The organism is Conexibacter stalactiti (assembly GCF_033542075.1).
Lineage (GTDB): Bacteria > Actinomycetota > Thermoleophilia > Solirubrobacterales > Solirubrobacteraceae > Conexibacter > Conexibacter stalactiti.
On the sequence record NZ_JAWSTH010000100.1, the window covers coordinates 1 to 23,521 of the forward strand.

At 72.1% G+C, this 23,521-nt stretch carries 13 protein-coding genes; 4 read left to right on the top strand and 9 right to left on the bottom strand.

The genetic code is table 11. The features are described from left to right. The 3 genes from R7226_RS25475 to R7226_RS25485 are packed head-to-tail and all read right to left on the bottom strand — an operon-like array spanning position 1 to position 2,577. Positions 1 to 924, bottom strand: coding sequence for an AAA family ATPase (locus tag R7226_RS25475; protein WP_318600190.1), 924 nt, complete (start codon positions 922 to 924; stop codon positions 1 to 3). 10 nt (positions 925 to 934) lie between these two features. After that, on the bottom strand, positions 935 to 1,342 hold the full coding sequence (locus R7226_RS25480) for a cupin domain-containing protein (RefSeq protein WP_318600191.1): 408 nt from the start codon (positions 1,340 to 1,342) through the stop codon (positions 935 to 937). Then, positions 1,339 to 2,577: a TolB family protein gene (locus R7226_RS25485; protein WP_318600192.1), complete on the bottom strand. Its 1,239-nt coding sequence runs from the start codon at positions 2,575 to 2,577 to the stop codon at positions 1,339 to 1,341. Before R7226_RS25485 ends, R7226_RS25480 begins: the two co-directional genes overlap by 4 nt. 235 nt (positions 2,578 to 2,812) lie before the next feature. Here R7226_RS25485 and R7226_RS25490 point away from each other — a divergent pair, with 235 nt between their 5' ends. Beyond that, positions 2,813 to 6,835, top strand: coding sequence for a family 78 glycoside hydrolase catalytic domain (locus R7226_RS25490; protein WP_318600193.1), 4,023 nt, complete (start codon positions 2,813 to 2,815; stop codon positions 6,833 to 6,835). 25 nt (positions 6,836 to 6,860) lie between these two features. On the opposite strand, the gene R7226_RS25495 is transcribed toward R7226_RS25490, so the two are convergent. Further along, on the bottom strand, positions 6,861 to 7,265 hold the full coding sequence (locus R7226_RS25495; protein ID WP_318600194.1) for a VOC family protein: 405 nt from the start codon (positions 7,263 to 7,265) through the stop codon (positions 6,861 to 6,863). A gap of 71 nt (positions 7,266 to 7,336) precedes the next feature. On the opposite strand from R7226_RS25495, the gene R7226_RS25500 reads away from it, so the two are divergent. Next, positions 7,337 to 8,008, top strand: coding sequence for a hypothetical protein (locus R7226_RS25500; protein ID WP_318600195.1), 672 nt, complete (start codon positions 7,337 to 7,339; stop codon positions 8,006 to 8,008). Between the two features lie 53 nt (positions 8,009 to 8,061). Here R7226_RS25500 and R7226_RS25505 read toward each other — a convergent pair whose 3' ends face one another. Together R7226_RS25505 and R7226_RS25510 are read right to left on the bottom strand one after the other, a co-directional pair. Further along, positions 8,062 to 8,952: a DMT family transporter gene (locus tag R7226_RS25505; protein WP_318600196.1), complete on the bottom strand. Its 891-nt coding sequence runs from the start codon at positions 8,950 to 8,952 to the stop codon at positions 8,062 to 8,064. Positions 8,953 to 8,965: 13 nt separating this feature from the next. Then, positions 8,966 to 10,432, bottom strand: coding sequence for an amino acid permease (locus R7226_RS25510; protein WP_318600197.1), 1,467 nt, complete (start codon positions 10,430 to 10,432; stop codon positions 8,966 to 8,968). Between the two features lie 133 nt (positions 10,433 to 10,565). Here R7226_RS25510 and lysS point away from each other — a divergent pair, with 133 nt between their 5' ends. Together lysS and R7226_RS25520 are read left to right on the top strand one after the other, a co-directional pair. After that, the gene (lysS, locus tag R7226_RS25515) at positions 10,566 to 13,958 is read left to right on the top strand and encodes a lysine--tRNA ligase (protein WP_318600198.1); all 3,393 of its coding nucleotides are present in this window, start codon (positions 10,566 to 10,568) and stop codon (positions 13,956 to 13,958) included. A gap of 10 nt (positions 13,959 to 13,968) precedes the next feature. Beyond that, a complete protein-coding gene (locus tag R7226_RS25520) occupies positions 13,969 to 14,658 on the top strand; it encodes a hypothetical protein (protein WP_318600199.1) in 690 nt (229 codons plus the stop codon). Here R7226_RS25520 and R7226_RS25525 read toward each other — a convergent pair. The 3 genes from R7226_RS25525 to R7226_RS25535 form a co-directional block, all read right to left on the bottom strand. Beyond that, entirely contained in the window at positions 14,655 to 15,350 is a 696-nt protein-coding gene (locus R7226_RS25525; protein WP_318600200.1) for a L,D-transpeptidase, read from the bottom strand. The genes R7226_RS25520 and R7226_RS25525 overlap by 4 nt on opposite strands. Before the next feature lie 28 nt (positions 15,351 to 15,378). Then, a complete protein-coding gene (locus R7226_RS25530) occupies positions 15,379 to 23,130 on the bottom strand; it encodes a hypothetical protein (RefSeq protein WP_318600201.1) in 7,752 nt (2,583 codons plus the stop codon). A 176-nt stretch (positions 23,131 to 23,306) separates the two neighbouring features. Then, positions 23,307 to 23,521: hypothetical protein (locus R7226_RS25535; protein WP_318600202.1), on the bottom strand; the 215-nt coding region annotated here is incomplete at its 5' end.

Here is a 23,521-nt window from a genome sequence, read left to right on the forward strand (position 1 = left end):
CTATCTCTCGGTGTAGCCGGTCGCCGGGGCGGGCGTCGCTCTTCTGCTAGTCGCGTCGTAGCTGAGGCCTCTCGGCAGCACGTCGGTGTCGACGACGTTGCGGGCGTCGACCGAGCCGCTGTTCTCGACCTCGATGCTGAAGGTCGGCTCCTCGCCCGCGGCGAGGCTGCGGACCAGCTCGCGCACCAGCAGCGGGTTGCCGCCGGTCGCCGCGAAGGTGCCGGCGGCGAGCGCGTCGCCGCCGCGCGCCTCGCCGAGCTGCCCGTCGACGATCGCGCGCACGCCGGCCGCGGTCAGCGGCTGCGGCCGCACGACGGCGACCTCGGGCGCGTCGGCGAGCGCGCCGAGCAGCGCCTGCTCGGCGCCCGGCTCATGCGGGCGCAGCCCGACGGCGAGCAGCAGCGGCAGCTCCGGGACGCGCCGCGCGAGGAAGTCGAGGAAGCGCAGCGAGGCGGCGTCGGACCAGTGGGCGTCGTCGACGACGAGCAGCAGCGGCGTCTGCTCGGTCAGCGCCGCGACCAGCCAGTAGAGGCCGTGGAGCGAGGCGAAGCCGGCGTCGGCGCTCGGCTCGAAGGCGCCCGGGTCGGCACCGACCAGCGGCGCCGCGCGCGCCGCCGCGCCGGACAGCAGCCGCTCGCGCTCCCGCGGCTCAGCCGCCAGCACAGCCGGCTCGAACAGCTGGCGCACGATCCCGAAGGCGAACTCGCGCTCCAGCTCGCCGCCGACCGCCTGCAGCGTCCGCAGCCCGCGCGCCGCGGCGCGCTCGCGCAGGTGCCGCAGCAGCGCGGTCTTGCCGACGCCGGGCGGCCCCTCGACCAGCACGAGCGCGCCGGCCCCTTCGGTCGCGGCGGTCAGCTGCTCGTCGAAGAGACCGAACGCCGCCTCGCGCTCGAGCAGCTCCACCGCCTGTCGTCCCGTCGCCACCGGCGCGAATCTAGCGGACCTGCGCGCCCCAGCCGGCCGGCAGCAGCGTCACGCCGCCGTCGGCCAGCAGGGCGGCGAGATCGTCGCGGTCGGCGGACGGCTCGGCGAGCGCCTCGGCGAGCTGCTGGAGGCCGGCGGGGACGCTGAGACAGAGCAGGCGCGCGTCGGCGACGACGGCGACGCGCCGCGGCCGGCCGCGCTGCAGCCGCAGCTGGCTGCCGGGGCCGAGCAGGCGCCGCTCGCCGGCGAGGACGACCTCGACCTCGCCGTCGAGCACCGTCAGCGTCGCGTCGTGGCGGGCGCAGATGTGCGGCGGCAGCGCCGCCCCGGCCGGCGCCAGCAGCTCGAACAGGGCGTAGGCGGCGGCGGGGTCGGCGGCGACGGGGGTGACGGCGAGCGCGACCGGCGGGGCGCTCACCGGGTGCTCCGCTTGGCCGCGCGCACGCAGCGCGTCAGCGCCTTGGCCTTCTTCGTGCGCTTGCATCTCGCGATCGCCTGAGCGCGCTTGACCTGCTTGAGGCAGGCGGTCCGCTTGGCGCCCTTGAGACGAGCGCAGCGGTTCGCGGCTCTGCTCGGCGCTCTCGCCGGTGCTCTCGTCCCGCTCGGCGCGCTCGGCGCCGTCGGCGTTCTCACGGGCGCGGGCGCAGGCGCCGGGGCGGGCGCGGGCGACGTGCCACCGCCGCCCCCGCCCCCGCCGACCGGCGTGCGCGGCCCGGGGTTGACGTTCGCCGGCCCCCAGTCGGGCTCGGCGCCGCCGTCGATCACGCGCCGCTCGGTCCAGCCGTCGCAGCCGTTGCCGGCCGGCGCGACCGCGACGTAGATCCCGTCGCCCTGCTGCGTGTAGACGCGACGGCCGTCGGCCGACAGCGTCGGATCGGCGAAGCGGCGGCCGTTCGGCCCCGCGGCCGGATCGCCGATCGTGCAGAGGTAGCCCGGCGTCGCGCCGATCCCACCGGCCGCGTCGTAGACGACGACGGTGTTGCCGTCGACGGCGCCGCCGCGGATCATCGCGACGCGGCCGCCGGCCGTCTCGCCGTCGGAGAGGTCGCCGCCGGCGCCGAAGATCCCGTAGTGGTCGTAGTCGCTCCACCACTGCTGCGAGGCGCTGCCGGGCTGCTGCGTGAAGGCGACCGAGCCACGGCCGACGAGCGTGCGCCCGTTGTCGATCCATGAGGGCGCGGTCGCGCCGGTCGAGACGCCCGGCCACTGCTCGGTGCCGCCGGAGCCGTCGGCCCGCGCGTAGCGGATGTCGGAGCCGGTCTCCAGCCAGCCGTTGACGTAGCGCGCGAAGGTGTGCTCGTAGGCGATCAGCGCGCCGTCGGGCGAGACGGCCGGGTCGAACGGGCCGGCCTGCATCGCCGGCAGCGGGATCTGATTGATGACGTCGCCGTTCTGGCGCAGACGGTGGAGCGGGCCGCCGTTGGGCTTGGCGCGCGCGGCCACGATCGTGCCGTCGTCGGCCTGCGACGGCGATCGCCACGGGTTCTCGGCGGTCCCGTCGGTGGTGACCTGGTACTGACTGCCGCCGTCGCCGTCGGCGAGCCAGATGTTGTGGCCTCTCGTGTAGACGATCGAGTCGGCGGCGGCGCTCGCGGGAGCGGCGAGCGCCCCGGCGGTGACGGCGATTGCGGTGAGCTTCCGGATCGAGTGCATGGCCGCCACGCTACGAGCGGACCGGGGTGCCCCGAAACGGGCGGCGGCTCCCCTCTTCACCCCGAAAGTTCGCCCCCGCCACCCCGAAGAGAGGCGAGGCGATCGCGCCTCCGACAAGACACCTTTGCCATCGAGAACGATCGTTTGTGACGTAAACCTGGCGAACTTTTCCCAAATCGACCGCGTTCGATCGTAAGATGGCGCTCGGAAGTTTGTGAGGAGAGAGGAGCAGGAGTTGGTCCCCACCCGTTTGCTGCGCGGCATCGCCGTCGCGGGGGTCGCCGCTGCGGCCGTGACGTTGCCGGTCGCCGCCCTCGGCGACGATCCGGATGCCGGCCCGGCGCCGGCGGCGCTCGCCGTCGAGCTGCAGCCCAAGCCGCTCGTCGTCGCGGACCTGACGGCGCCGAAGCTGTCGTGGCACGTGCGCTCCGACGCCGACGACGTCGTCCAGCGCGCCTACCAGGTGCGCGTCGCGACGACCGCCGCCGGCCTCGCCGACGGCGGCACGCCGCTGTGGGACTCCGGCCGCGTCGAGTCGGCCGCCTCGACCGGCGTCGCCTACGCCGGCCCCGCGCTCACGCCCGGCACCCGCTACCGCTGGTCGGTCCGCACCTGGACCGCCGGGCGCGGCGCGCCCGCCGGCGAGCAGGGCACGGTCAGCGACTGGTCGCAGCCGGCCCAGTTCGGGACCGCGCGCAACAGCTGGGAGGCGACCCCGATCTGGATCGTCAACAACGACAGATACTCCAGCTGGACCGACTACACCGTCAGCGCGAGACTGAGAATCGACGCGGTCGCGGCCGGCCTGCAGTTCCGCATGAGAGACGGCAGCAACGGCCTGATGTGGCAGTTCCGCGCCGACAACAACTCGGTCGTGCCGCACACGCTCAAGAGCGGCACCTACGCGACCAGCGGCACCGCGACGAGAATGCCGACCGGCATCAACCTCAACGACGGGCAGGCCCACACGATCGCGATCTCGGCGATCGGCAATACCTTTACGACGTTCGTCGACGGCACCCAGGTCGACCAGCGCACGGTCGCCGACGCCGCCAACGGCTCGGTCGGCTTCCGCAACGGCCGCACCGAGATCGCCAGATGGGACGACCTGACGGTGACCGCGCCCGACAGCACCGTCCTCTACAGAAACGACTTCTCCAGAGCGGCCGGCGAGATCCCCTGCGGCAACGTCGCGGGCGGCGTCATGACGGTCGGCTTCTCCGGTGTCTGCGTCGCCGGCGGAACCCCCGACTGGGCCTTCCTGCGCGGCACCGTCGCGCTCGAGGACAAGCCGATCGCGTCGGCGACGCTCTACGCGACCGGCAGCTCGCGCGACGACACGCGCCAGTTCGTCTACCGCACCTGGGTCAACGGCAGACTGGTCGGCCTCGGCCCGACGGTCGCGCCCAGAAGCGGCACGATCGCCTACGCCGGCTACGACGTCGCCGACCTGCTCAGACAAGGCGAGCAGAACGTGCTCGCCGCGCAGGCGTACACGAGAAAGGACCAGCGCTTCCTCGGCCAGCTCGACGTCGTCTACGCCGACGGCACGACGCAGACGTTCGGCACCGGCGCGACCGGCTGGAAGGGCTGGGCCGGATACCAGGCGTTCGCGGGCGGCGGCTCGATCGGCACCGGCTTCTTCAACGCGCCGGTCGAGAACCTCGACGCGCGCACCTTCCCATTCGGCTTCCAGGACGCGGGCTTCGACGACGCCGACTGGAGAACGGTCACCGAGAAGACGCCGCTGACCGGGCTCGTCGCCGCGCAGACGGTCAACCCGATCGAGCGCGACGAGCCGGCCGCGAGCATCAGAGAGATCGAGCCGGGCCGCGTCGTCGTCGACTTCGGCCGCAGCTGGATCGGCGGCATCAGACTGCACGTCGCCAATGGCACCTCCGGCAATCAGGTCGAGGTCCGCCTCGGCGAGGAGCTGAACGCGGACGGCACCGTCCGCTACGCGATGCGGACCGGCAACACCTACCGCGACACGTGGACGCTGAGCGACGGCGACCAGACGCTGCGCCACTGGGGCTACCGCGTCTTCCGCTACCTCGAGCTGACCGGCCTGCCCGCCGGCTTCACGATCGACGACGTGAAGGCGACCGCGCTGCTCACTCCGTTCGACCGCGGCGAGGCGACCTTCAGCTCCGACGACCCGCTGCTGAACCAGGTCTGGCAGTTCACGAAGAACTCGATCGAGGCGCTCGACTTCGACGTCTTCATGGACTCGGCGACGCGCGAGCGCGGCCCCGAGTACGGCGGCGACAACTACATCAACCTGATGGCGCAGCACGCGGTCAGCTCCGATCGCGCGCTCGCGCGCTGGTCGACCGAGTACACGGCCTTCCGCCCGTCGTGGCCGACCGAGTGGCGCTACGCGACGATCCTGTCCGCCTGGGAGGACTGGCAGCAGACCGGCGACACGACCTCGCTCGCGCGCCAGTACGACGCGCTGCGCGCCTTCCTGCCGACCGCCTACGTGACTGCCGACGGGCTGATCAAGAAGCCGAAGTCGATCAGCGGCGTCGACGACCTCGTCGACTGGCCGGCCGGCGAGCGCGACGGCTACGTGATGACGACGTACAACACCGTCATCAACGCATGGGCGTACAGATCGTTCGCCGACATGGCGGAGATCGCCGGCGCGCTCGGCAAGGACGCCGACGCGACCAGCTTCGCCGGCTACGCGGCGAGATTGCGGCAGGGGATCGACGCGAGACTGTGGGACGCCGACAGAGGCGCCTACCGCGACGGCCTCAACGACGACGGCTCGCCGATCTACCACTGGGCCGCGCACGCGAGCGCCTTCGCGCTCGCGTTCGGGATCCCGGAGCCGGCGAGAGCGGCGCGCGCCGCCGCCTACCTCGACGACCGCGGCATGTCGTGCAGCGTCTTCTGCGCGCAGTTCGTGCTGCAGGGCTTGACGAACGCCGGCCGCGCCGACGCCTCGATCAGAATGATGACCTCGACGCAGCAGCGCTCGTGGCTGCACATGATCGAGCTGGGCGCCGGCGCCGTGATGGAGGCGTGGGACCCCGCGCTGAAGCCGAACACGTCGTTCTCGCACCCGTGGGCGGCGAGCCCCGTCGTCAACGTGACGAAGGGGATCTTCGGGCTCGCGCCGGCCGCGCCGGGCTGGTCGCGCTTCAGCGTCGCGCCGCAGCCGGGCACGCTCGGGCAGGCGAGCGTGACCACCCCGACCGTGCGCGGTGAGATCGCCGCGGCGTTCACCAACACGCCCGCGGACGGGATCGTGCTGAGCCTGACCGCGCCGGCCAACACCGTCGCGGAGGTGACGCTGCCGCGCGTGCTCGGCGGCAGAGACGAGATCGTCGTCGACGGCACCGCCGTCGCGACGACCGTCGACGGCGACCTGCTGCACGCCGAGGTCGGCTCCGGCAGCCACGAGATCACCGTGCCGCAGCCGGTCGACACGGCGCCGCACACCGCGTTCGACGTGCCGGAGTTCCCCGATCAGGCGCAGGGCACGATCGGCCCGGTGCGGAAGGTCGTGGTCGAGAACACCGGCGTCGGTGACCTGCACGTCACGCGCGTGCGGATCAAGGACGCTGACGGCCTCTCGGCCGGCGACTTCCTCGTCGCCGACGAGACGTGCACCGACGGAGCGGTCGCCGCGCGCGAGACCTGCGAGGTGCTCGTGCGCTTCGCGCCCGCGCGCGCCGAGGCGGTCTCGCACGCGACGCTGGTGCTGACCGACGACACCCCTGCGGGGACCAGCACGGCCGCGCTCAGCGCGACCAGCACGGGTCTGCCGCAGGGGCCGAAGGGCGACGACGGCGAGCAGGGCGAGCCCGGTGAGAGAGGGCCGAAGGGCGACAGCGGCGCTCCCGGCGGCACGGGCGCGACCGGCGACACCGGCGCGACCGGCGCCACGGGCGCGACCGGCACGGCCGGGCCGAAGGGCGACGGCGGCGCGAACGGCGCGAAGGGCGATGCCGGCGCCAAGGGCGACACGGGCGCCAAGGGCGACCGCGGCGCACCCGGCCGTGACGCGAAGGTCGTCTGCAGGCTCGCCAGAGCGAGAGGCAGACAGCGGATCGCGTGCACGGTCAGATCGACGAAGGCCGGCAAGAGCACGAGACTCCGCGCGTCCACCCGCGCGAGCCTGACGCGCAACGGCCGCACCGTCGCGCGCGGCCAGGTCGGCGCGCTGCGCACGACCCGCACGGTCGCGCGCGGCAGCCGCTACACGCTGCGGATCGGCGGGCTCGCGCTCGCCGTCCGCCTGCGCTGAGCCCCCATCACCGCGACGCGTCGCGCTACGAGCGCGGCGCGTAGCGGTGGTGGAGCATCAGCACGTTGCCGTCGGGGTCGGCGAAGTGGGTCATGTGGCAGACGCCGGAGTCGATCGTCTCGCCGAAGAAGACGATCCCACGCTCCTCCAGCGCCGCGCGCGCGACGGCGACGTCGTCGACTCTGAAGGCGATCGGCATCGTGTGCGCGACGAACTCCCGGCCGATCCCGGCGGGGTCGATCAGCGCGATCGTGACGGTGCCGTTCTCGAACTCCATCCCCAGCGGCGGCTCGCCGTCTCTCTGCCAGACGCTCGAGCGCTCGAGCCCCAGCAGGCCGTTGTAGAACGCCGCGGAGGCGGCGAGGTCGCGTGACGGGATCGAGATGAAGTCGACGCCGGTGACGGAGATCGCGGGTGCGGTGGTGGCCATGCGGATCGCTCCTCTTCGTGGTGCCTTGCGCGCGACGGCGGTCGCGCGGGTCGAGGCCGTAGCCTGACAGGATGAGCAGCGGGCGCGACGAGGCATCAGCGCGCGGGCGCGCGCGGGTGACCCACGGCGACCTGCTCCTCACCCTCGCGGCGGCCGCCTACATCGCGCTCGTCGCGGCGATCGAGCTGTTCGGGCTCGGCCTCTCCCCCGCCGAGCTCGGCTCCAGCCCCGACACGCTCGTCCGCGGCGAGGTCTGGCACCTGCTGACCAGCTCGCTGCTCGTCGACGGCGAGGTGCCGCTGCTGCAGGTCGCGCTGCTGGCCGCCGTCACGACCGCGGTGATCCTGCGCCACGGGCCGCGCGTCTGGTGGGCGGCGGCGCTGCTCGGCCACGTCGGCTCGGCATTGCTCGCCTACGCCGCGATCGGCATCGCGATCACGCTCGGCAACGACGCCGCCGACCTGATCTCCGACGACTGGGACTACGGCGTCTCGTGCGTGATGGCGGCGCAGTTCGGGGTCCTCTTCGCCGGCGCGGTGCTGCGCATGCGCCGCGCCGGCCGCCGTGACCCGCTCGACCTGCTGTTCGTCGCCGCCGCCTGCGTCGCGCTCGCCGCCTGGCTGGCGACGATCGACTGGTACGGGATCGAGCACCCGCTCGCCTTCGCGATAGGGATCGCGGTGCTCGGCGTCGCCGAGCGGCGCGCCGGCGCCGCGCGGACGGCGGCGCCACGATGCGCGTGAATCTGTGGTTGCTGAGCAACCACAGATTCACGCGCATGCGCGCGCGTGGCCGGCTACGCGGCTGACTCCGCCGGCATCGCCGTGCCCTGCGCCGGCTTCGAGGCGACCGAGCCCTCTTGGGTGCGCGCCAGGACCGCCAGCCCGCCCAGTGCCGCCACCAAGGCCGCGACCGCCGCGACGGCGCCGAGCGTCGAGGTGTGGAGCGACTCCTGCAGCAGGGTCGTGCCGAGGATCACCGAGGAGATCGGGTCGAAGGCCATGCTCGTCGCGACGGCCGGGGCCAGGACGCCCGTCTGCAAGGAGAGCTGGCTGAGCGTCATCGAGGCGTAGCCGACGACCAGCAGCGCATAGGTGTGCCAGTCGGTGAAGATCGTGAAGACGCCCTCCTCGAACTGGTCGCCGACCGCCTTCGTCAGCGCGGCGCTGAGGCCGAACAGCAGACCGGTCGCGATCCCCAGCAGGGCGGCTTTCGTCGCGGGCTTCGCATCCCTGGCCGCGAGCACCAGCGCGGCCGAGACCCCGCCGAGCGCGCCGCCGGCGATCAGCCACTGCCCGAAGGGCGCGTCGTCGCGGCCTCCGGAGGGGTCAGCCACCAAGAGGAAGACGGCCAGCGACGCGGTCACCACAGCGGCGGCGATCACGTCGGCGCGGCGGATCTTCTGGCCGGTGAAGCGAGCGCCGAGCGGCAGCGCGAAGACGACCGAGGAGACCAGCAGCGGCTGCACGACCGCCAGCCGACCGATCGTCAGCGCGATCGCCTGCGCGACGAAGCCGAGCGCGTCGGAGGCGATCCCGACCAGCCACACCGGCCGCCGCGCCATCCGCAGCAGCAGCCCGCCGCTGGAGCCGGCCGCCGCCTCGGGCTCGTCGAGGCCGGCCTTCTGCTGCAGGACCGAGCCGAGCGCGAACAGCAGCGCGGCGGCGAGCGCGAGGGCGATCTCCACGACCGGAACCCGCCTACGCCGCCGGCGCCGTCGGCGCGGCCTCGTCGGCGCCGACCGCGTTGACCTCGGCCATCCGCGCCGTCGAGCGCGGCTTGGCGTAGGCGAAGAAGATCACGAGCCCGATCAGCAGCCAGACCGCCAGCCGGATCCAGGTCGTTATCGGCAGCAGCGCGATCAGCGCGCCGGCGCAGAGGATCCCGAACGGCGCCGTGACGTTGACGAACGGGACGCGGAACGGCCGCTCCAGCTCGGGCCGGCGGCGGCGCAGCACGAGCACCGCCCCGCTCACGATCACGAACGACAGCAGCGTGCCGATCGAGACGAGGTTGGTCAGCACGTCGATCGGCGTGAAGCCGGCGCAGAGCCCGCCGAAGATCGCGCAGACGAGCGTCGCGAAGCCGGGCGTCTTGTAGCGGCCGACGGCGCCGAGCTTGTCCGGCAGCATGCCGTCGGAGGCCATCCGCATGAAGATCCGCGTCTGGCCGTAGAAGGTCACGAGCACGGTCGCGGCGAGGCCGACGACGGCGGCGATCGAGACGGCCGCCTCCAGCCATGCCAGCTCCGGGCCGGCGGCGCGCACCGCCTCGGCGATCGGGTCGGCGACGTCGAGCCGGTGGTAGTCGACCATGCCGGTCATCACGATCCCGATCAGGACGTAGAGGACGGTCGCCGTCAGGACGGTGCCGATCAGGCCGATCGGGATCGTCTTCTGCGGGTTGCGCGCCTCCGAGGCGGCCGTCGAGACGGCGTCGAAGCCGATGTAGGCGAAGAAGACGACGCCGGCCGCGCGCAGCACGCCGGAGATGCCGAAGTCACCGAAGGCGCCCGTGTTCGAGGGCAGAAACGGCTCCCAGTTGGACTTCGTCACGTAGAAGATGCCGAAGCCGATGAAGGCGACCAGCACCGTCAGCTTCAGCGCGACCATCCAGTTGTTGGCCGTCGACGACTCCTTCTGCCCGCGCCACAGCAGCGCGCAGGTGAGGAAGACGATCGCGATCGCAGGCAGGTTGACGACGCCGCCGTTGTCCTGGAACGGCGCGTTCGTGAGCGAATGCGGCAGCGTGATGCCGATCGAGTGCATCATCGCGTCGAAGTAGCCGGACCAGCCGACCGCAACCGTCGAGGCGGCGAAGAGGTATTCGAGCAGCAGGTCCCAGCCGATGAACCAGGCGAGGAAGGTGCCGAAGGTCGCGTAGGCGTACGAGTAGGTCGAGCCGGCGGCCGGGATCATCGCCGCCAGCTCGGCGTAGCAGAGGGCCGTCACGGCGGCCGCGAGCCCGGCGAGCAGGAAGGAGAAGACGACCGCCGGGCCGGCGTACTGCGCGGCGGCGGTTCCGGTCGTGACGAAGATGCCGGCGCCGACGACCGAGGCGATGCCGAGCGCGGTGAGGCTGCCGGCGCCCATCGCGCCTGCGTTCAGGCGCCCGCGGTCGCGCTTGGCCTGCGCGAGGACGGCGTCGAGCTGATTGGGCTGCGGCATCACTGCTCCTCATCGGCCACGGCGCTGCCGACTTGACGATCCTCGTCGGCGTGCAGCGGTTTGGGCATGCGATCCTGACAGACCACGCGGCGGTGCCTTGACGCCGTCCGACGGGCTCGCCAGCATGCCCCGCGTGAGCGCTACCGACGAGGCCGCTGGCGCCGCGGGCGCCGACCCGGCCGCCCCCAAGGCCGATTTCCAGGAGGCGGAGCGGACCCGCCGCCTCGCCAAGCTCGACGCGCTGCGTGAGCGCGGCATCGAGCCCTACCCCGTCCGCTTCGATCGCGACGCGACCGCCGCGGCGCTGCACGAGCGCCACGCCGGCCTCGCGCCCGGCGCCAGAACGGGCGAGACCGTCCACGTCGCCGGCCGCGTGATGGGCCTGCGCCGTCACGGCGGGCTCGACTTCGCCGACCTGATGGACGAGACCGGCACGATCCAGCTGCTGGCCGACCGCGCCGTGCTCGGCGAGCAGGCGCTGCACGACTTCGCCGCGCTCGACCTCGGCGACTGGGTCGGCGTCGCCGGCGAGGTGATCGCCTCCCAGACCGGCGAGCTGACGGTCGCGCTGAGCGAGTTCGCGCTGCTGTCGAAGGCGCTGCGGCCGCTGCCCGACCTGCGCCACGGCCTCACCGACCCGGAGGCGCGCTACCGCCGCCGCTACGTCGACCTCGTCGTCGACCCGCCGGCGCGCAAGGTCTTCGCCGCCCGCTCGGTCGCGATCGCCGCCGTCCGCGAGGTGCTGATCGAGCGCGGCTTCCGCGAGGTCGAGACGCCGGTGCTGCTGAGCCAGGCAGGCGGCGCCTCCGCGAAGCCGTTCCTGACCCACCACAACGCGCTCGACATCGAGATGTCGCTGCGGATCGCGCTGGAGCTGCCGCTGAAGCGGCTGCTCGTCGGCGGGATGGACCGCGTCTTCGAGATCGGCCGCGTCTTCCGCAACGAGGGGCTCGACACGCGTCACAACCCCGAGTTCACGCTGCTGGAGGCGTACCAGAGCTTCGGCGACTACAGAGACATGATGGAGCTGACCGAGACGCTCGTCTCGCGCGCGGCGCTGGCCGCCAACGGCACCACCATCGTCAGAGTCGGGGAGCGCGAGATCGACCTCAGACCGCCCTTCCGCCGCGCCTCGATGATCGAGCTGATCAAGGAGCACGGCGGCGTCGACATGCACCCGTCGATGCCGGTCGAGGAGGCGCGCGCGATCGCCGACAGATTCGGCGTCGAGTGGATGGACGTGTGGGGCTCGGGCAAGATCCTCTCCGAGGTCTGCGACGAGCTGTCGGAGTCGAAGCTGATCGAGCCGACCTTCGTGATGGACCATCCGAAGGAGATCTCGCCGCTGGCTCGCACGCACCGGGACGACCCGCTGCTGACCGAGCGCTTCGAGCTGGTCGTCGCCGGCCGTGAGCTGGCGAACGCCTACTCCGAGCTGAACGATCCCGTCGACCAGGCCGAGCGCTTCGCCTACGAGGCCAAGCAGCAGGCCGGCGGCGACGAGGAGGCTGAGCCGGTCGACGACGACTACGTGCAGGCGCTCGAGTACGGCCTGCCGCCGACCGGCGGCCTCGGCGTCGGGATCGACCGCCTGATCATGCTGATCACCGGCGTCGACTCGATCCGCGACGTGATCCTCTTCCCCACCCTGCGCCCGCAGGAGGGCGGCGGCCAGAGAGCGCCGGCGACCGCGAGCGGCCCGGAGCCGCTGGCGCTGTCGGAGGGCTCTGCTCGCGATGACGGCGAGGGTGCCGAGGGCGCTGGCGCCCCCGTCGCGATCCACCGCGCCGTCCCGATCACGCGCAAGCCGCGCGCGCTGAAGCCGCTCGCGTGGCTGACCGCGCTCGTCGGCGTGCTGTCGCTGCTGCCGTCGCTGCCGCTGCTCGACTGGTCCTTCGGCTTCGGCAACCTGCTGGAGCGGCCCGGCCGCGCCGTCACGTTCGTGCTCTCGGTCGTGCTCGGGATCGCGCTGATCGCGGTCGCGCGGCAGGTCGCGCGCGGCAAGGAGCGCGCCTACTGGATCGCGCTCGGCCTGTTCGGCGCCGCGACCGTCGTGCACGTGCTGAAGGGCCCGGATCCGCTCGCCGCGCTCGCCAACGCCGCGATGTTCGTCGCCTTCGTCTGGAACCGCGACGACTTCCGCGCCAAGGGCGATCCCGGCTCGTTCGTCGACGCGCTCGCCTTCATCCCGGTGTACGTCGGCGTCGTGCTGACCTTCGGCGTCGTCTCGCTGCTGACGCAGGCCAACAACGTCTCGCCCCACCTCGGTGCCGGCGGCGTGCTGAAGACCACCTTCGGCGGCCTCGTCGGCGCCGACGGCGAGTACGAGTACAGACGGCGCCTGTTCCACGACTTCTTCTCAGACGCCTTGCTGGTGCTCGGCATCGCCGGCCTCGCGATCCTGCTCTACCTGCTGTTCCGGCCGCTCGTGCAGAGAACGCCGCCGAGCGAGGATCGCCGCGCGCGGGCGCGCGCGATCGTGAAGGAGTGGGGCTCGGACACGCTCGCCTACTTCGCCCTGCGGCGCGACAAGAGCTACTTCTTCTCCGCCGACGGCAGATCGCTGATCGCCTACGCCTACGTGCGCGGCTACGCGATGGTCGCCGCCGACCCGATCGGGCCGCCGGCGCAGCGCGCGCAGGTGCTCGACGAGTTCCTCGCGTTCTGCCGCGAGCAGGGCTGGGGCGTCGCCTTCCTCGCCGTGCGCGAGGCCGACGCGCCGCTCTACCGCGACCGCGGCATGCACGCGATCTACCTCGGCGACGAGGCGATCCTGCGCTGCGACACCTTCACGCTGCAGGGCAAGGCGATGAAGTCGGTGCGCGAGGCGGTCAACCGCGTCGGGCGCGACCACTCGTTCGAGCTGCTGCGCGAGAACGAGGCGTCGCCGGAGCTGGTCGCGCAGCTGAACGCGATCTCCGCCGAGTGGCGCAGAGGCAACGACGAGCGCGGCTTCACGATGGAGCTGGGCGAGGACGTCGAGGGCACCGACCCCGATTTCGTGATCGCGCTGGCGCGTGACGCCAGCGGCGCCCCGGCCGGCTTCCTGCGCTTCGTCCCCGCCTACGGCGAGGACCGCGGCTACTCGCTCGACCTGATGCGGCGCAAGCCGGAGTCGGCCAACGGCCTGACCGAGTTCCTGATCGCCAACGCCGCGCTGACGCTCGGCGCCGACGGCGTCAGACGGCTGTCGTTGAACTTCGCCGCGTGGGGCCGGCTGCTCGACACGGCGGAGGACGCCGGCTGGCTCGGCCGCTTCGAGCAGAAGGTCGCCAAGGGCCTCAACCCGTACTTCCAGATCCAGTCGCTGCGCGACTTCAACGCGAAGTTCGGCCCGCAGTGGCTGCCGCGCTCGATCGTGATCGACGACCTCTCCGAGCTGCCGAAGGTCGCGCTGCTGTACGCGTCGGTCGAGGGCTTCCTCGACCTGCCGCTGATCGGCCGCCTGTTCGTGCCGCCGGTGCGGCGCGCGGTCGCGGAGGGCGACAACCCGCCCGCGGGGGCGGTCTCGGCGTCGGGGTCGTGAGCGCAGGCTCGTGAGCGCAGGCGCCTGGGCACTGGTCGGCTTCCTCGCCGCCTTCCTCTTCATCCGCGCCTCGACGCGGCTGATGCGCAGCCCGCGCGTGCCGTGGTGGCCGGGCTCGATCGAGACGAGCGGGGTGCACGTCCACCACCTCGTGATCGGGATCGCGCTGATGATCGGCGCGGGCTTCGTCACCTACGCGCAGGAGGCCGACGGGACGCTGTTGGCGCTGCTCGCGATCGTCTTCGGCATCGGCGCCGGGCTGACGATCGACGAGTTCGCGCTGTGGCTCTACCTCGAGGACGTCTACTGGGCGAGAGAGGGGCGCGCCTCGGTCGACGTCGCGATCGTCGTCGCCGTGCTGGGGCTGCTGATCATCAACACCGGGGGCCCGTTCGACACCGACGACGAGTCGGACTGGGCGCTGCTCGGCAGCGTCCTGTTCCACGTCGCGTGGGCGGCGCTCGTGCTCGTGAAGGGCAAGGTGCGGCTCGCGGCGATCGGTTTCTTCTTCCCGCCGATCTATGCCTTCGCCGGGATCCGCCTCGCGCGGCCGAACTCGATCTGGGCCCGGCGCTTCTACAAGGACGGCAGCAGGAAGCTGGAGAAGGCGACCGCGCGTGCGGCGACGTGGGACGCCCGCCGCGAGCGCTGGCTCGACCGCATCGGCGGCGCGCCGAGCATCGAGCGGGCGCCGGACTAACGCACCAGCACCGGCGTGCCCGGGCCGGCGCGCGCGGCCAGCCACGCGATCACGCCGTCGTCCTGGCGGATGCAGCCGTGCGAGGCGGCGCTGCCGAGCGGGTCGTTCAGCAGCGCCCCGGCGCGACCGTGCAGCGCGACGCGGCCGGGGCCGCCGCCGAAGTCGTCGAGCACGTCGGAGTGGCCGGTGATGTGCAGCGCCCACGGCCCGAGCTCCGAGCCGAGCGGCTGGCGCACGCGCTCGTAGACGGCGAACAGCCCGCGCGGGGTCGGCGTCGCGGCCGTGCCGATCACGACCGGCCAGGTGCGCACGCGACGACCGTCGCGGAAGGCGCTGCCGCGGCGCGCGCGCAGGTCGATCTCGATCCGCCACGGGGTCGCGCTGAGCCGCGCGACGTCCGCGTCGATCCAGCCGTCGCTGCCGTTGGGCCGCGTCGGCAGCGCGACGCGCAGCCACCTGCGGCCGTCGACGCCGGCATGCCGGCCGAGCACGAGCAGCCGCACGACGCCGCCGTTCCAGACCGCGATCGGCGCGATCCGGCCGATCGGCTTGGCATCGGCCTCGGGCTTGGAGCGGATCGTCGCGGTCGTGACGAGCCGGGCGGTCCAGGCGCGGCGCGGGGTCGGGGCGAGTTGCTCGTCGGGGGTGGCGATCGCGGGTGCGGCAGCGGCCGGAGAGACTCCGGCCGCCACCGCCACGATCGCTGCGACGAGCGCTCGGCTAGCCCGTGACACCGCCGCCTCTGCCGGCCGCCGGCAGCACGCCGCCGATCGGACCCGAGAGGCGGATCGCCGCGCGCGCCTGTCTTCTGGCCGCGTTCTCCGCGGTCACGCTCGCGACGTTGACGATCCGCGGGCCGCGGACGTCAGCGAGCACGCGGGCGCGGAACGTGAACGTCCGCGTCGCTCTGCCGGCCAGCAGCCCCGCGTTCCAGCAGAGGTCGCCGTCGCGCAGTCTGCCGCCGCCGGTGCTCAGCAGGCTGAGCCCTTCCGGCAGGCGGTCGCAGACGGTCACGCCGGTCGCCGCCGACGCGCTCGTGTTCCGAACCGTGACGCGGAAGCGGACCGCGCCGCCGCGCCGCACGGCGCCTCTGCCGAGCGCGCGCTTCTCGATGCTCAGCGTCGCGCGCGGCACCGGCACCGTCACCGGGACGGTCGAGCTGTCGTTGCGCGGATTGAGGTCCGCTCTGTGGGCCGCGACCGTCGCGGTGTTGCGGATCGTCCCGCTCGCGAGCACTCTCACGCGCAGCGAGATCGTTCTGCTCTGCCCCGCCGCGAGCGTGCCGAGCGCGCATCTGACGAGCTGGCCTCTGACCGTGCAGCTGCCGCCCGCGACCGACGCTCTCAGCGGATCGAGCCCGCGCGGGAGCGTGTCCGTCACCGTCACGCCGGTCGCGCTGCCCGGACCGGCGTTGGTCACGCGCAGCGTGTAGCCGAGCGTGCCGCCGACGGCCGCTCTGCCACCGCCGCTGACGCGCTTGACAATCGCGAGGTCGAAGCCCTGCTCGGCCGGCGGCACGGGCGGAGCCGGCGGCGGCGGGACGATCTGCGTCGCCGCCTCGCCGCGGTCGTTGGCGGGGTTGGGATCGGGCTGCTCGCCCGTGACCGTCGCGATGTTCACGACGGTCGTGTTCGCCAGCCCGGCGCCGACCTGGCCGACGAGCTGGATCTGCGCCGAGCCGCCGCTCGGCAGCTCGCCGAGCGCGCAGCCGACCGTCTGGCCGTTGGGCGTGCAGGCGCCCTGCGTCGGCGTCGCCGAGACGAACCCGACGCCGGCCGGCAGCGCGTCGCTGACCGTGACGCCGGTCGCCGTGCTCGGACCGTTGTTGGTCGCGATCAGCGTCCACGTGATCGTGCCGCCGGCCGTCGCGGTCGCGGGGCCGGACTTGACGATCGCGAGGTCGGTCGAGGGACCGACGACCGTGCTCGCCTCGTCGCTGTCGTTGGAGGGGTCGGAGTCGATCTTGTCGCCTCTGACCGTCGCGCTGTTGACGATCGTCGCCGAGCCGAGCGCGTACGGGACCGTCGCGGTCACCTCGACGGTCGTGCTCGCGCCGACGGCGAGGTCGGCGAGCGCGCACGTGACCGTCTGACCGGCCGCCGTGCAGCCGCTGCTGGCGGTGACGAAGGTCGTCCCCGCCGGCAGCGTGTCGGTCACGGTGACGCCGGTCGCGTCGTCGGGGCCGTTGTTGGTGACTCTCAGCTGCCAGGTCGCCTGGCCGCCTGCGGCGACCGTCGCGGGGCCGCTCTTCTCGATCGCCAGATCGGCGACCGGACCGACCGTGACGGTCGCTCTGCCGGTGTCGGGCTCGCCGCCGCCGGCAGGCTGCGGGGTTCTCGTCGTGACCGTCGCGCTGTTGGTGAAGGCACCTTCGACGTTGCCTCTGACGACGATCTGGACTCTGATCGGCGCGTTCACGGCGAGGTCGCCGAAGGCGCAGCTGACGACACCGGCCAGCTCGCTGCAGTCGGTGTCGTCGACCGAGACGAACTCGAGCCCGGCCGGCAGCGCGTCGGTCACTCTGACGTCCTCGGCGACCGACGGGCCGAGGTTGGTGATCGTCAGCGTGAAGGTCGACTGACCGCCTCTCGGTATCGCCGGCGGCGTCGCCGTCTTGACGATCGTGACATCGGCGATCGGGGCGGCGGTCGGCCCGTGACTGGCGCTGTCGTTGCCGTTGTCGGTGTCGGTCGTCGTGGTGCTGACGAACGCCGTGTTGGTCAGCGTGGTGGTCATCGCCGGATCGACCGTCACCGTGATGGCGAACGTTCTGTCATAGCCGACCGGGACCGTCCCGAGCGCGCATCTGACGACGCCCGCGGCCTCGGTGCAGGGCGCGTCGGCGGAGCTGAATCTCGTCCCCGCCGGCAGCGCGTCGGTCAGCTCGACCGCCTGCGCGTCCGAGGGGCCGAGGTTGCGCACCCGCACGCTCCACGTGTATCTGCCGCCCGGCAGATACGTGCCCGGACCGGACTTGTTGACCGCGAGGTCGGTCTCGGCGCCCACGTCGAGGCTGCCGTCGTCTCTGACGGGATCGGGCACCTCGTCGGAGACGGCGCTGGCGTTGTTCGTCAGCGTCGTGCCGTCAGCCACGTCGGCGGCGACTCTCGCCGGGACGGTGATCGTCACTCTCGCGCCGGCATCGAGCTGGGCGACGTTCCAGACGATCGTCGTCTCGCCCGCGCCGGGGCCGGCCGTCACCGATCTCTCGGTGAAGCCGGTCGCCGGGGCGGCCGTCGCTCTTCTGTTGGTCGCGTCGTAGCTGAGGCCTCTCGGCAGCACGTCGGTGACGACGACGTTGCGGGCGTCGACCGAGCCGCTGTTCTCGACCTCGATGCTGAAGGTCGACTCCTCGCCCGCGACCGCGGCGCCGTTGTCCGGCGTCTTGCTGATCGCCAGCGCCGGCACCAGCAGCGTCGCTCTCGCGTCGTCGGCCGGCGTGCCGTAGTCGCCATCGGCGTTGCCGCTGTTGCCGGCCTCGTCTCTGGCCGAGCTGACGAGCGCGCTGTTGACGTGCGCATCGGCACCGAGGCCGGGCGATCTCGCCGCCGCGACCGCCGGGGTCGCTCTGTAGTCGATCGTGACCGTCGCGCCGGGCGCGATGCTCGCGATCGTCCACGCCAGTCTGTCGCCGGCGGCGTTTCTGGTCACCGTCGGCTCGCTGGCACCGCCGGGGGTCAGCGTCGCCGAGCTGGCCGCGTAGGCCCAGTTCTCCGGCAGCGTGTCGGTGACGACGACGTCACTGGCGGTCGCCGTCGTGGAGGTGTTTCTGACCGTGACGCGCCACGGGAACGGCTGGCCGACCTCGGCGTCCCCTCTGTCGGGGAAGCTCGCCAGGCCGGTCGTCTTGACCAGCGTCAGCGTCGGGAAGTCGAGCACCACTCTGGTGCTGTCGTCGCCGCCGTCGGTGTAGTCGCGGTACGTGATGCCGGCGTTGCCGGGATCGGTCCGCTCGGACTCGGAGAGGCCGAAGTAGTGCGGAACCGCCGCGGTGTTGTCGATCGCCTGCCCGTCGCTGAGGCCGCTCGCGGCGACCAGTCTCGCCGTGTAGGTGATCACGACGTCGCCGGCGGGCGCGATCGGGCCGGCGATCGCCAGCTCGATTCTGCGATCGCCCGCGCTCCACGCCTTCGTCACCGTGACGCCGGGCGGCAGCGTGTCGAGTCTGACGTCGGTCAGCTCGGCGTCGGGCTCGTCGGTCACGACGATGTCGTGCGCCGGGCCGTCACCGCTGTTTCTGATCGTCAGCTGGTAGGTCAGCGGGTCGTCGGACTGCGCCGTCGCCGGGCCGTCCTCGAAGCTGCCGCTCCCCACTCTCACCTGCTTGTCGATCGAGACTCTCGGCTCGATCACGGTGACCGTCGCTCTCGACGGCGGCGAGTCGTCCTCGAACGTCGTCGGGATCGTCGTTCTGTCGAACGGACCGACTCTGTCGCTGCGGTTGGAGCCGACGGTGACGCTGTTGACGGCGGTGTCGCCGGCGACCACGTCGGCGTTCGTTCTGTCTCTCGCGAGCACGTGGCCGCTGTAGGTCAGTCTCACGACCTGCGGCGTCGACAGCGGGGCGACGAGGTCGCCGAAGTCCCACGCGACCGTCGTCGTGCCGTCACCGTTTCTGACCGCGTCGTAGAACTCGACTCTGTTGACGATCGCGGGGCCGCTGACGGGGGTCACCGCGCCGTATCTGTCGAACGCGATCGTGTCCGGCAGCAGGTCGGTCACGGTGACGTCGTAGAGCGAGACGTCCGCCGGTATCGTCACCAGCACGTCGTAGGTGACGTGCTCGCCGACGGTCGCTCTCAGCGGCGAGACGGTCTTGGCGACCGACGCGCCCTGGATCCGGATCGTGTCCTCGGCTCTCGCCTCGTAACCGGTGCCGCTGGTGCGGCGGCCGCCCTCGCTGCTCGGCAGCGAGGCCGTTCTGGTGACCACTCTGTTGGTCAGCTCGGCGCCACCGATCGCGGGGTCGTCAACGCTGACGCGGTATCTGAACGACGTTCTGGCGCCCGGCAGCAGCGTCGCGACGGTCTTGGTGATCGTGCGCGCGCCGCTGTTCCAGACGGCGCCGCCGCTGCCCGGCACGGTCGCGCCGTCGGCGAGCGGGGCGTTGCCCGGGGCGACGTCGATCGGCGTCACGCCGACCGGGACCGTGTCGACGAGCGTCACGTCGTGCGCGGTCGAGACGCGGCCGCCGCTGTTGTCGTTGGTCGTCGTCAGCGTGTACTCGACGATCTCGCCGGGGATCACGCGGTCGGGGTTTCTGTCGTCGCTCTTGGCCTGTCTGATGACCGGCTCCACGAGCGTCGTTCTGACGAGCGCCGAGTTCTGCGTCTGCGCGCCCTCGGTCGGGTCGGTCCATCTCAGCGTCGCTCTGTTGTTGATGTCGGCCGCCGTGCGCGAGTTGCCCGCGACGTCGGCGACGAGCGTGCTGAAGGTGAGCGTGACGACGGCGTCGGGCCCACTCGGGGGCACGACGAAGTCTCTTCTGATTCTGATCCCGGGCGCGCTGCCGGCCGGCTCGTCGAGCACGACGTCGGCGAGCGTGATCGGGCCGGCGACGGCCAGTCTGCCGGAGCCGGCGACGTACGGCTGACGCGTCGCGCTGTCGAGCGTGTCGGCGACGAAGCCGTCACCGTGCAGCGTCGTGCCGGCCGGGATCGTCACCGTGACGGTGTAGTCGACGCGCTCGCCGATCGTCGCCTGCGCGGCGGTGTTGCCGTCGGCGGCGCTGTCGATCGGGGTCGTCACTCTCTTGGCGACGGTCGCGTCGGCGGTGTAGACGTCGGAGACGTCGTCGGCGGCCGGCGCGTTCGGTCTCGCGGCCTCCGGATGGGTGGGGTCGATGTTGTTCGCGGGCGTGTACGGGTAGAGCGTGTTGAGGTTCGTTCTGCCGGCGAAGTCGCGCACGCCCGCTCTGTTGTCGAGCTGACGCGAGGGACCGATGTCGAGCGGCACGATCACGCTGTACTCGAGCGTGGTGGTGGTGCCGGCAGCGATCAGCGGCACCGTCCACTCGATGTGGTCGGCGACGCCGAGGCCGCCGTCGACGCAGACCGCGCCGGGCGCGACCACGAACGTGCAGTCGTAGTCTCTGATCGGCAGCACGTCCCACACTCTCACCTGCTCGGCGTCCTGACCGCCGCTGTTGGTGACGTCGACGCGGTAGGTGACTCTGTCACCGGCCTGGACCATTCTGTGGTCTCTGTCGGCGGCGAACGGGCCGAGCACCTGCGAACCGCCGCGCTCGACTCTGGCGACGCCCTTGACGAGGTCGACCTCCGGCAGCTCCAGTCTGAACTCGCGGCGGTCGCGCAGCGGCTCGGAGACTCTCGCCGTGTTCTCGGCCGAGAACTTCATCAGGTTGCCGAGGATGTCCTGGTTGGGATCGTCGACGGAGGGGCCGACGATCGTCGAGATGACGCGCTCGAAGATGCGGCTGCCTCTCGGCACCGTGCCGCCGCCGACCGTCCAGCCGAGGACGCTGTCGGAGTCCGACAGGCTGTCGTCGATCGTCGCGGAGACGTCGTTGGGGCCGTGGACGCTGTCGCTGCCTCTCTCGTATCTGGCTCCGGAGGGCAGGAAGTCGCGGATCACCTGCGGGGAGGTGTCGACGCCGACGGGGAAGTTGACGTGCAGCTGCCAGCAGACGCGGTCGCCCGGGTGGTAGACGGGGACCGTTCTGACGTACGTCGCGATCGAGCAGTCGGTGCCCGACTGCGCGACCAGCTTGAAGATGTCAGGTCGGGCGGCGAGCTGGCTCGCCTGGCTGGCGTCGGGCAGTGAGGTGCCGGTGCCGTAGCCGGCGTCGTGGTTGATCTCCGGGCCGGGCGTGGTGCAGTCGGGCGTGCCGGGCGCCAGGCAGCGGACGATCGAGTCGGCGTCGGTCGTGACTCTGTTCTCGACCGTGTCGCGCGTCAGGATCGGCGTCGTCGGGAGGAAGTTTCTCTGGTAATGGGTGCGCGTGACGGTCGGGAATCTGAGCGTGAACGTCTGGCTCACGTTCGTCTGCGCCAGCTGCGGGAAGTCACCCTGATCCCACGTGATCGTGAAGGTGCCGTCGGCGTTCTCGGTGACGCTCGTGTACGGCATCGTCGGGTTCTGGCCGGCGATCGGATCGCACTGCGCGTCAGGGGCGTCGTTCTGCGTCGTGAAGTTTCTGACGCCGATCGGGCAGAGGCCGCTCGGCAGCGTGTCGGTGACGACGCCGTTTCTGACCGAGCGGTACTCGGAGGTCTGGAAGGTCAGCGTCCAGATCGTCAGCGCGCCCTGTACGAGCGCGGGATCGGAGCCCTCCTTGTGCACGACCCAGTCCTCGGCGGTGCGCGTCAGCCACGTCTCGTCGGAGACGGCGAGCGTGCCGTTGTAGGAGCCCGACGCGGTCGCGTAGTTGGTCAGCTCCTGCTCGTCGCGCGTCTCGGGGCCGTTGTTGTTGTCGAGGTTGGTGCCCTGCGCGCCGGTTCTCGCCGGCGTCGCGCCCGACCACGTCATCGTGTTCTCGCGGATCGGGATCGCGGCGCGATATCTCAGCTCGTAGCTGCTTCTGCTCGCGAGCATGCCGATCGTCCACTCGACTCTGGTGTAGACCGCTCTCGGCAGCGGGCCGGCGCCGTCGGGGTCGACGTTGACGGTGTCGACGACGGTCGGCACGTCACAGGGCGCGAGCGCGGGGACGACGATCGGGCCCTTGCCCGGGTACTCCTCGGCGCTGCCGGGGTTGGTCGGCGCGTTTCTGGTGTTGTCGGAGCCGGGGCCGCCGCAGCCGAGGAACTCGAGGCCGGCGGGGACGTAGTCGACGACTCTGACGCCGTTGGTCGGTCTGATCCCGTTGTTTCTCACCGTGACCGTGTAGACGGTCTGGTGGTCATGCACGCCGCGCATGATCTCGCCCTCCCAGGAGGGCTCGTCCTTCTCGATCTCGATCGCGTTGATCGTGGTGACGCCTCTCAGCACCGGCGTGTACCCGGTGTAGCTGGTGGCGCTGGGGCCGACCGGCAGGCCGGCGCCGTCGAATCTTGGGATGTAGCGCGGCTGGTCGTTGAGGAACGCCTGCGCGGAGATCTCGAATCTGCTGCCGACGTCGTAGAGGGCGACGTCGTAGTCGACGTCGAACGCGAGCGTGTTGGAGGCGTTCGGCGACAGGTCGGCGACGTTGCTGAAGATCAGCGTCGTCTCCCCCACGCCCGGGCCCGCGACCGTCGTCGGCGCCTGCGCGGCGCCGCCGCTGTAGGTGACGCCGGCCGGCAGCACCACGCGGAAGCTGAGGTTGTAACCGTACGGCTGCCCGGCGGGATTTCTCACCTCGAAGCTGACCGGAACTGTTTCACCGTGAAGAATCGTCGGTGAGTTGATCGTGCCGGTGATGTTCGGCGTGCCGTCCGCGTGCGCGGAGGTGACGAACGTGGTGAGAGAGAGCAGGCCGAAGGTGGCCGCGAGGGTGAGGATCAGCGCACGCAGGCGCAGACGAACGAGCATCGAGAGAGGGACCTCATGTCGGGGGACGGAAGCGTCACTGGCCATCCGTCGCGCGACCGGCCCTGCTTCCCCCCTCCCAATCGGCAGCCATCGTCTGGCACCTGATCGCTACTGCCCATTTTGGCGCGTAGACGCTCTCAAGGTCAGCCGGCTGACACGCGTTGGCCGGGCGCCGCTCAGCGCAGGTCGAACTCCTCCGCGCCGTCGCGGCTGGGCGTGGTGGGGGCGGGCTTGGCGGGCGGCGGCTCGGCGGCGGGCGGGGTCGACTCGGTGGGCGGTGCGGGCTCGGCCGGCGTCGGCGCGGCCGGCGTCTGCGCAGCGGGCGTCTCCGTGGCAGGCGTCTGCGCGGCCGGCGTCTGCGCCGCGGCCGGCGACTGCGCGGCGGGGTCCG

Bases quoted from the DNA above. Each gene is read 5' to 3' on its own strand.
- R7226_RS25485 (WP_318600192.1), bottom strand. From the start codon at position 2,577: ATGCACTCGATCCGGAAGCTCACCGCAATCGCCGTCACCGCCGGGGCG.
- R7226_RS25495 (WP_318600194.1), bottom strand. From the start codon at position 7,265: ATGGCCACCACCGCACCCGCGATCTCCGTCACCGGCGTCGACTTCATC.
- R7226_RS25500 (WP_318600195.1), top strand. From the start codon at position 7,337: ATGAGCAGCGGGCGCGACGAGGCATCAGCGCGCGGGCGCGCGCGGGTG.
- R7226_RS25510 (WP_318600197.1), bottom strand. From the start codon at position 10,432: ATGCCGCAGCCCAATCAGCTCGACGCCGTCCTCGCGCAGGCCAAGCGC.
- R7226_RS25530 (WP_318600201.1), bottom strand. From the start codon at position 23,130: ATGCTCGTTCGTCTGCGCCTGCGTGCGCTGATCCTCACCCTCGCGGCC.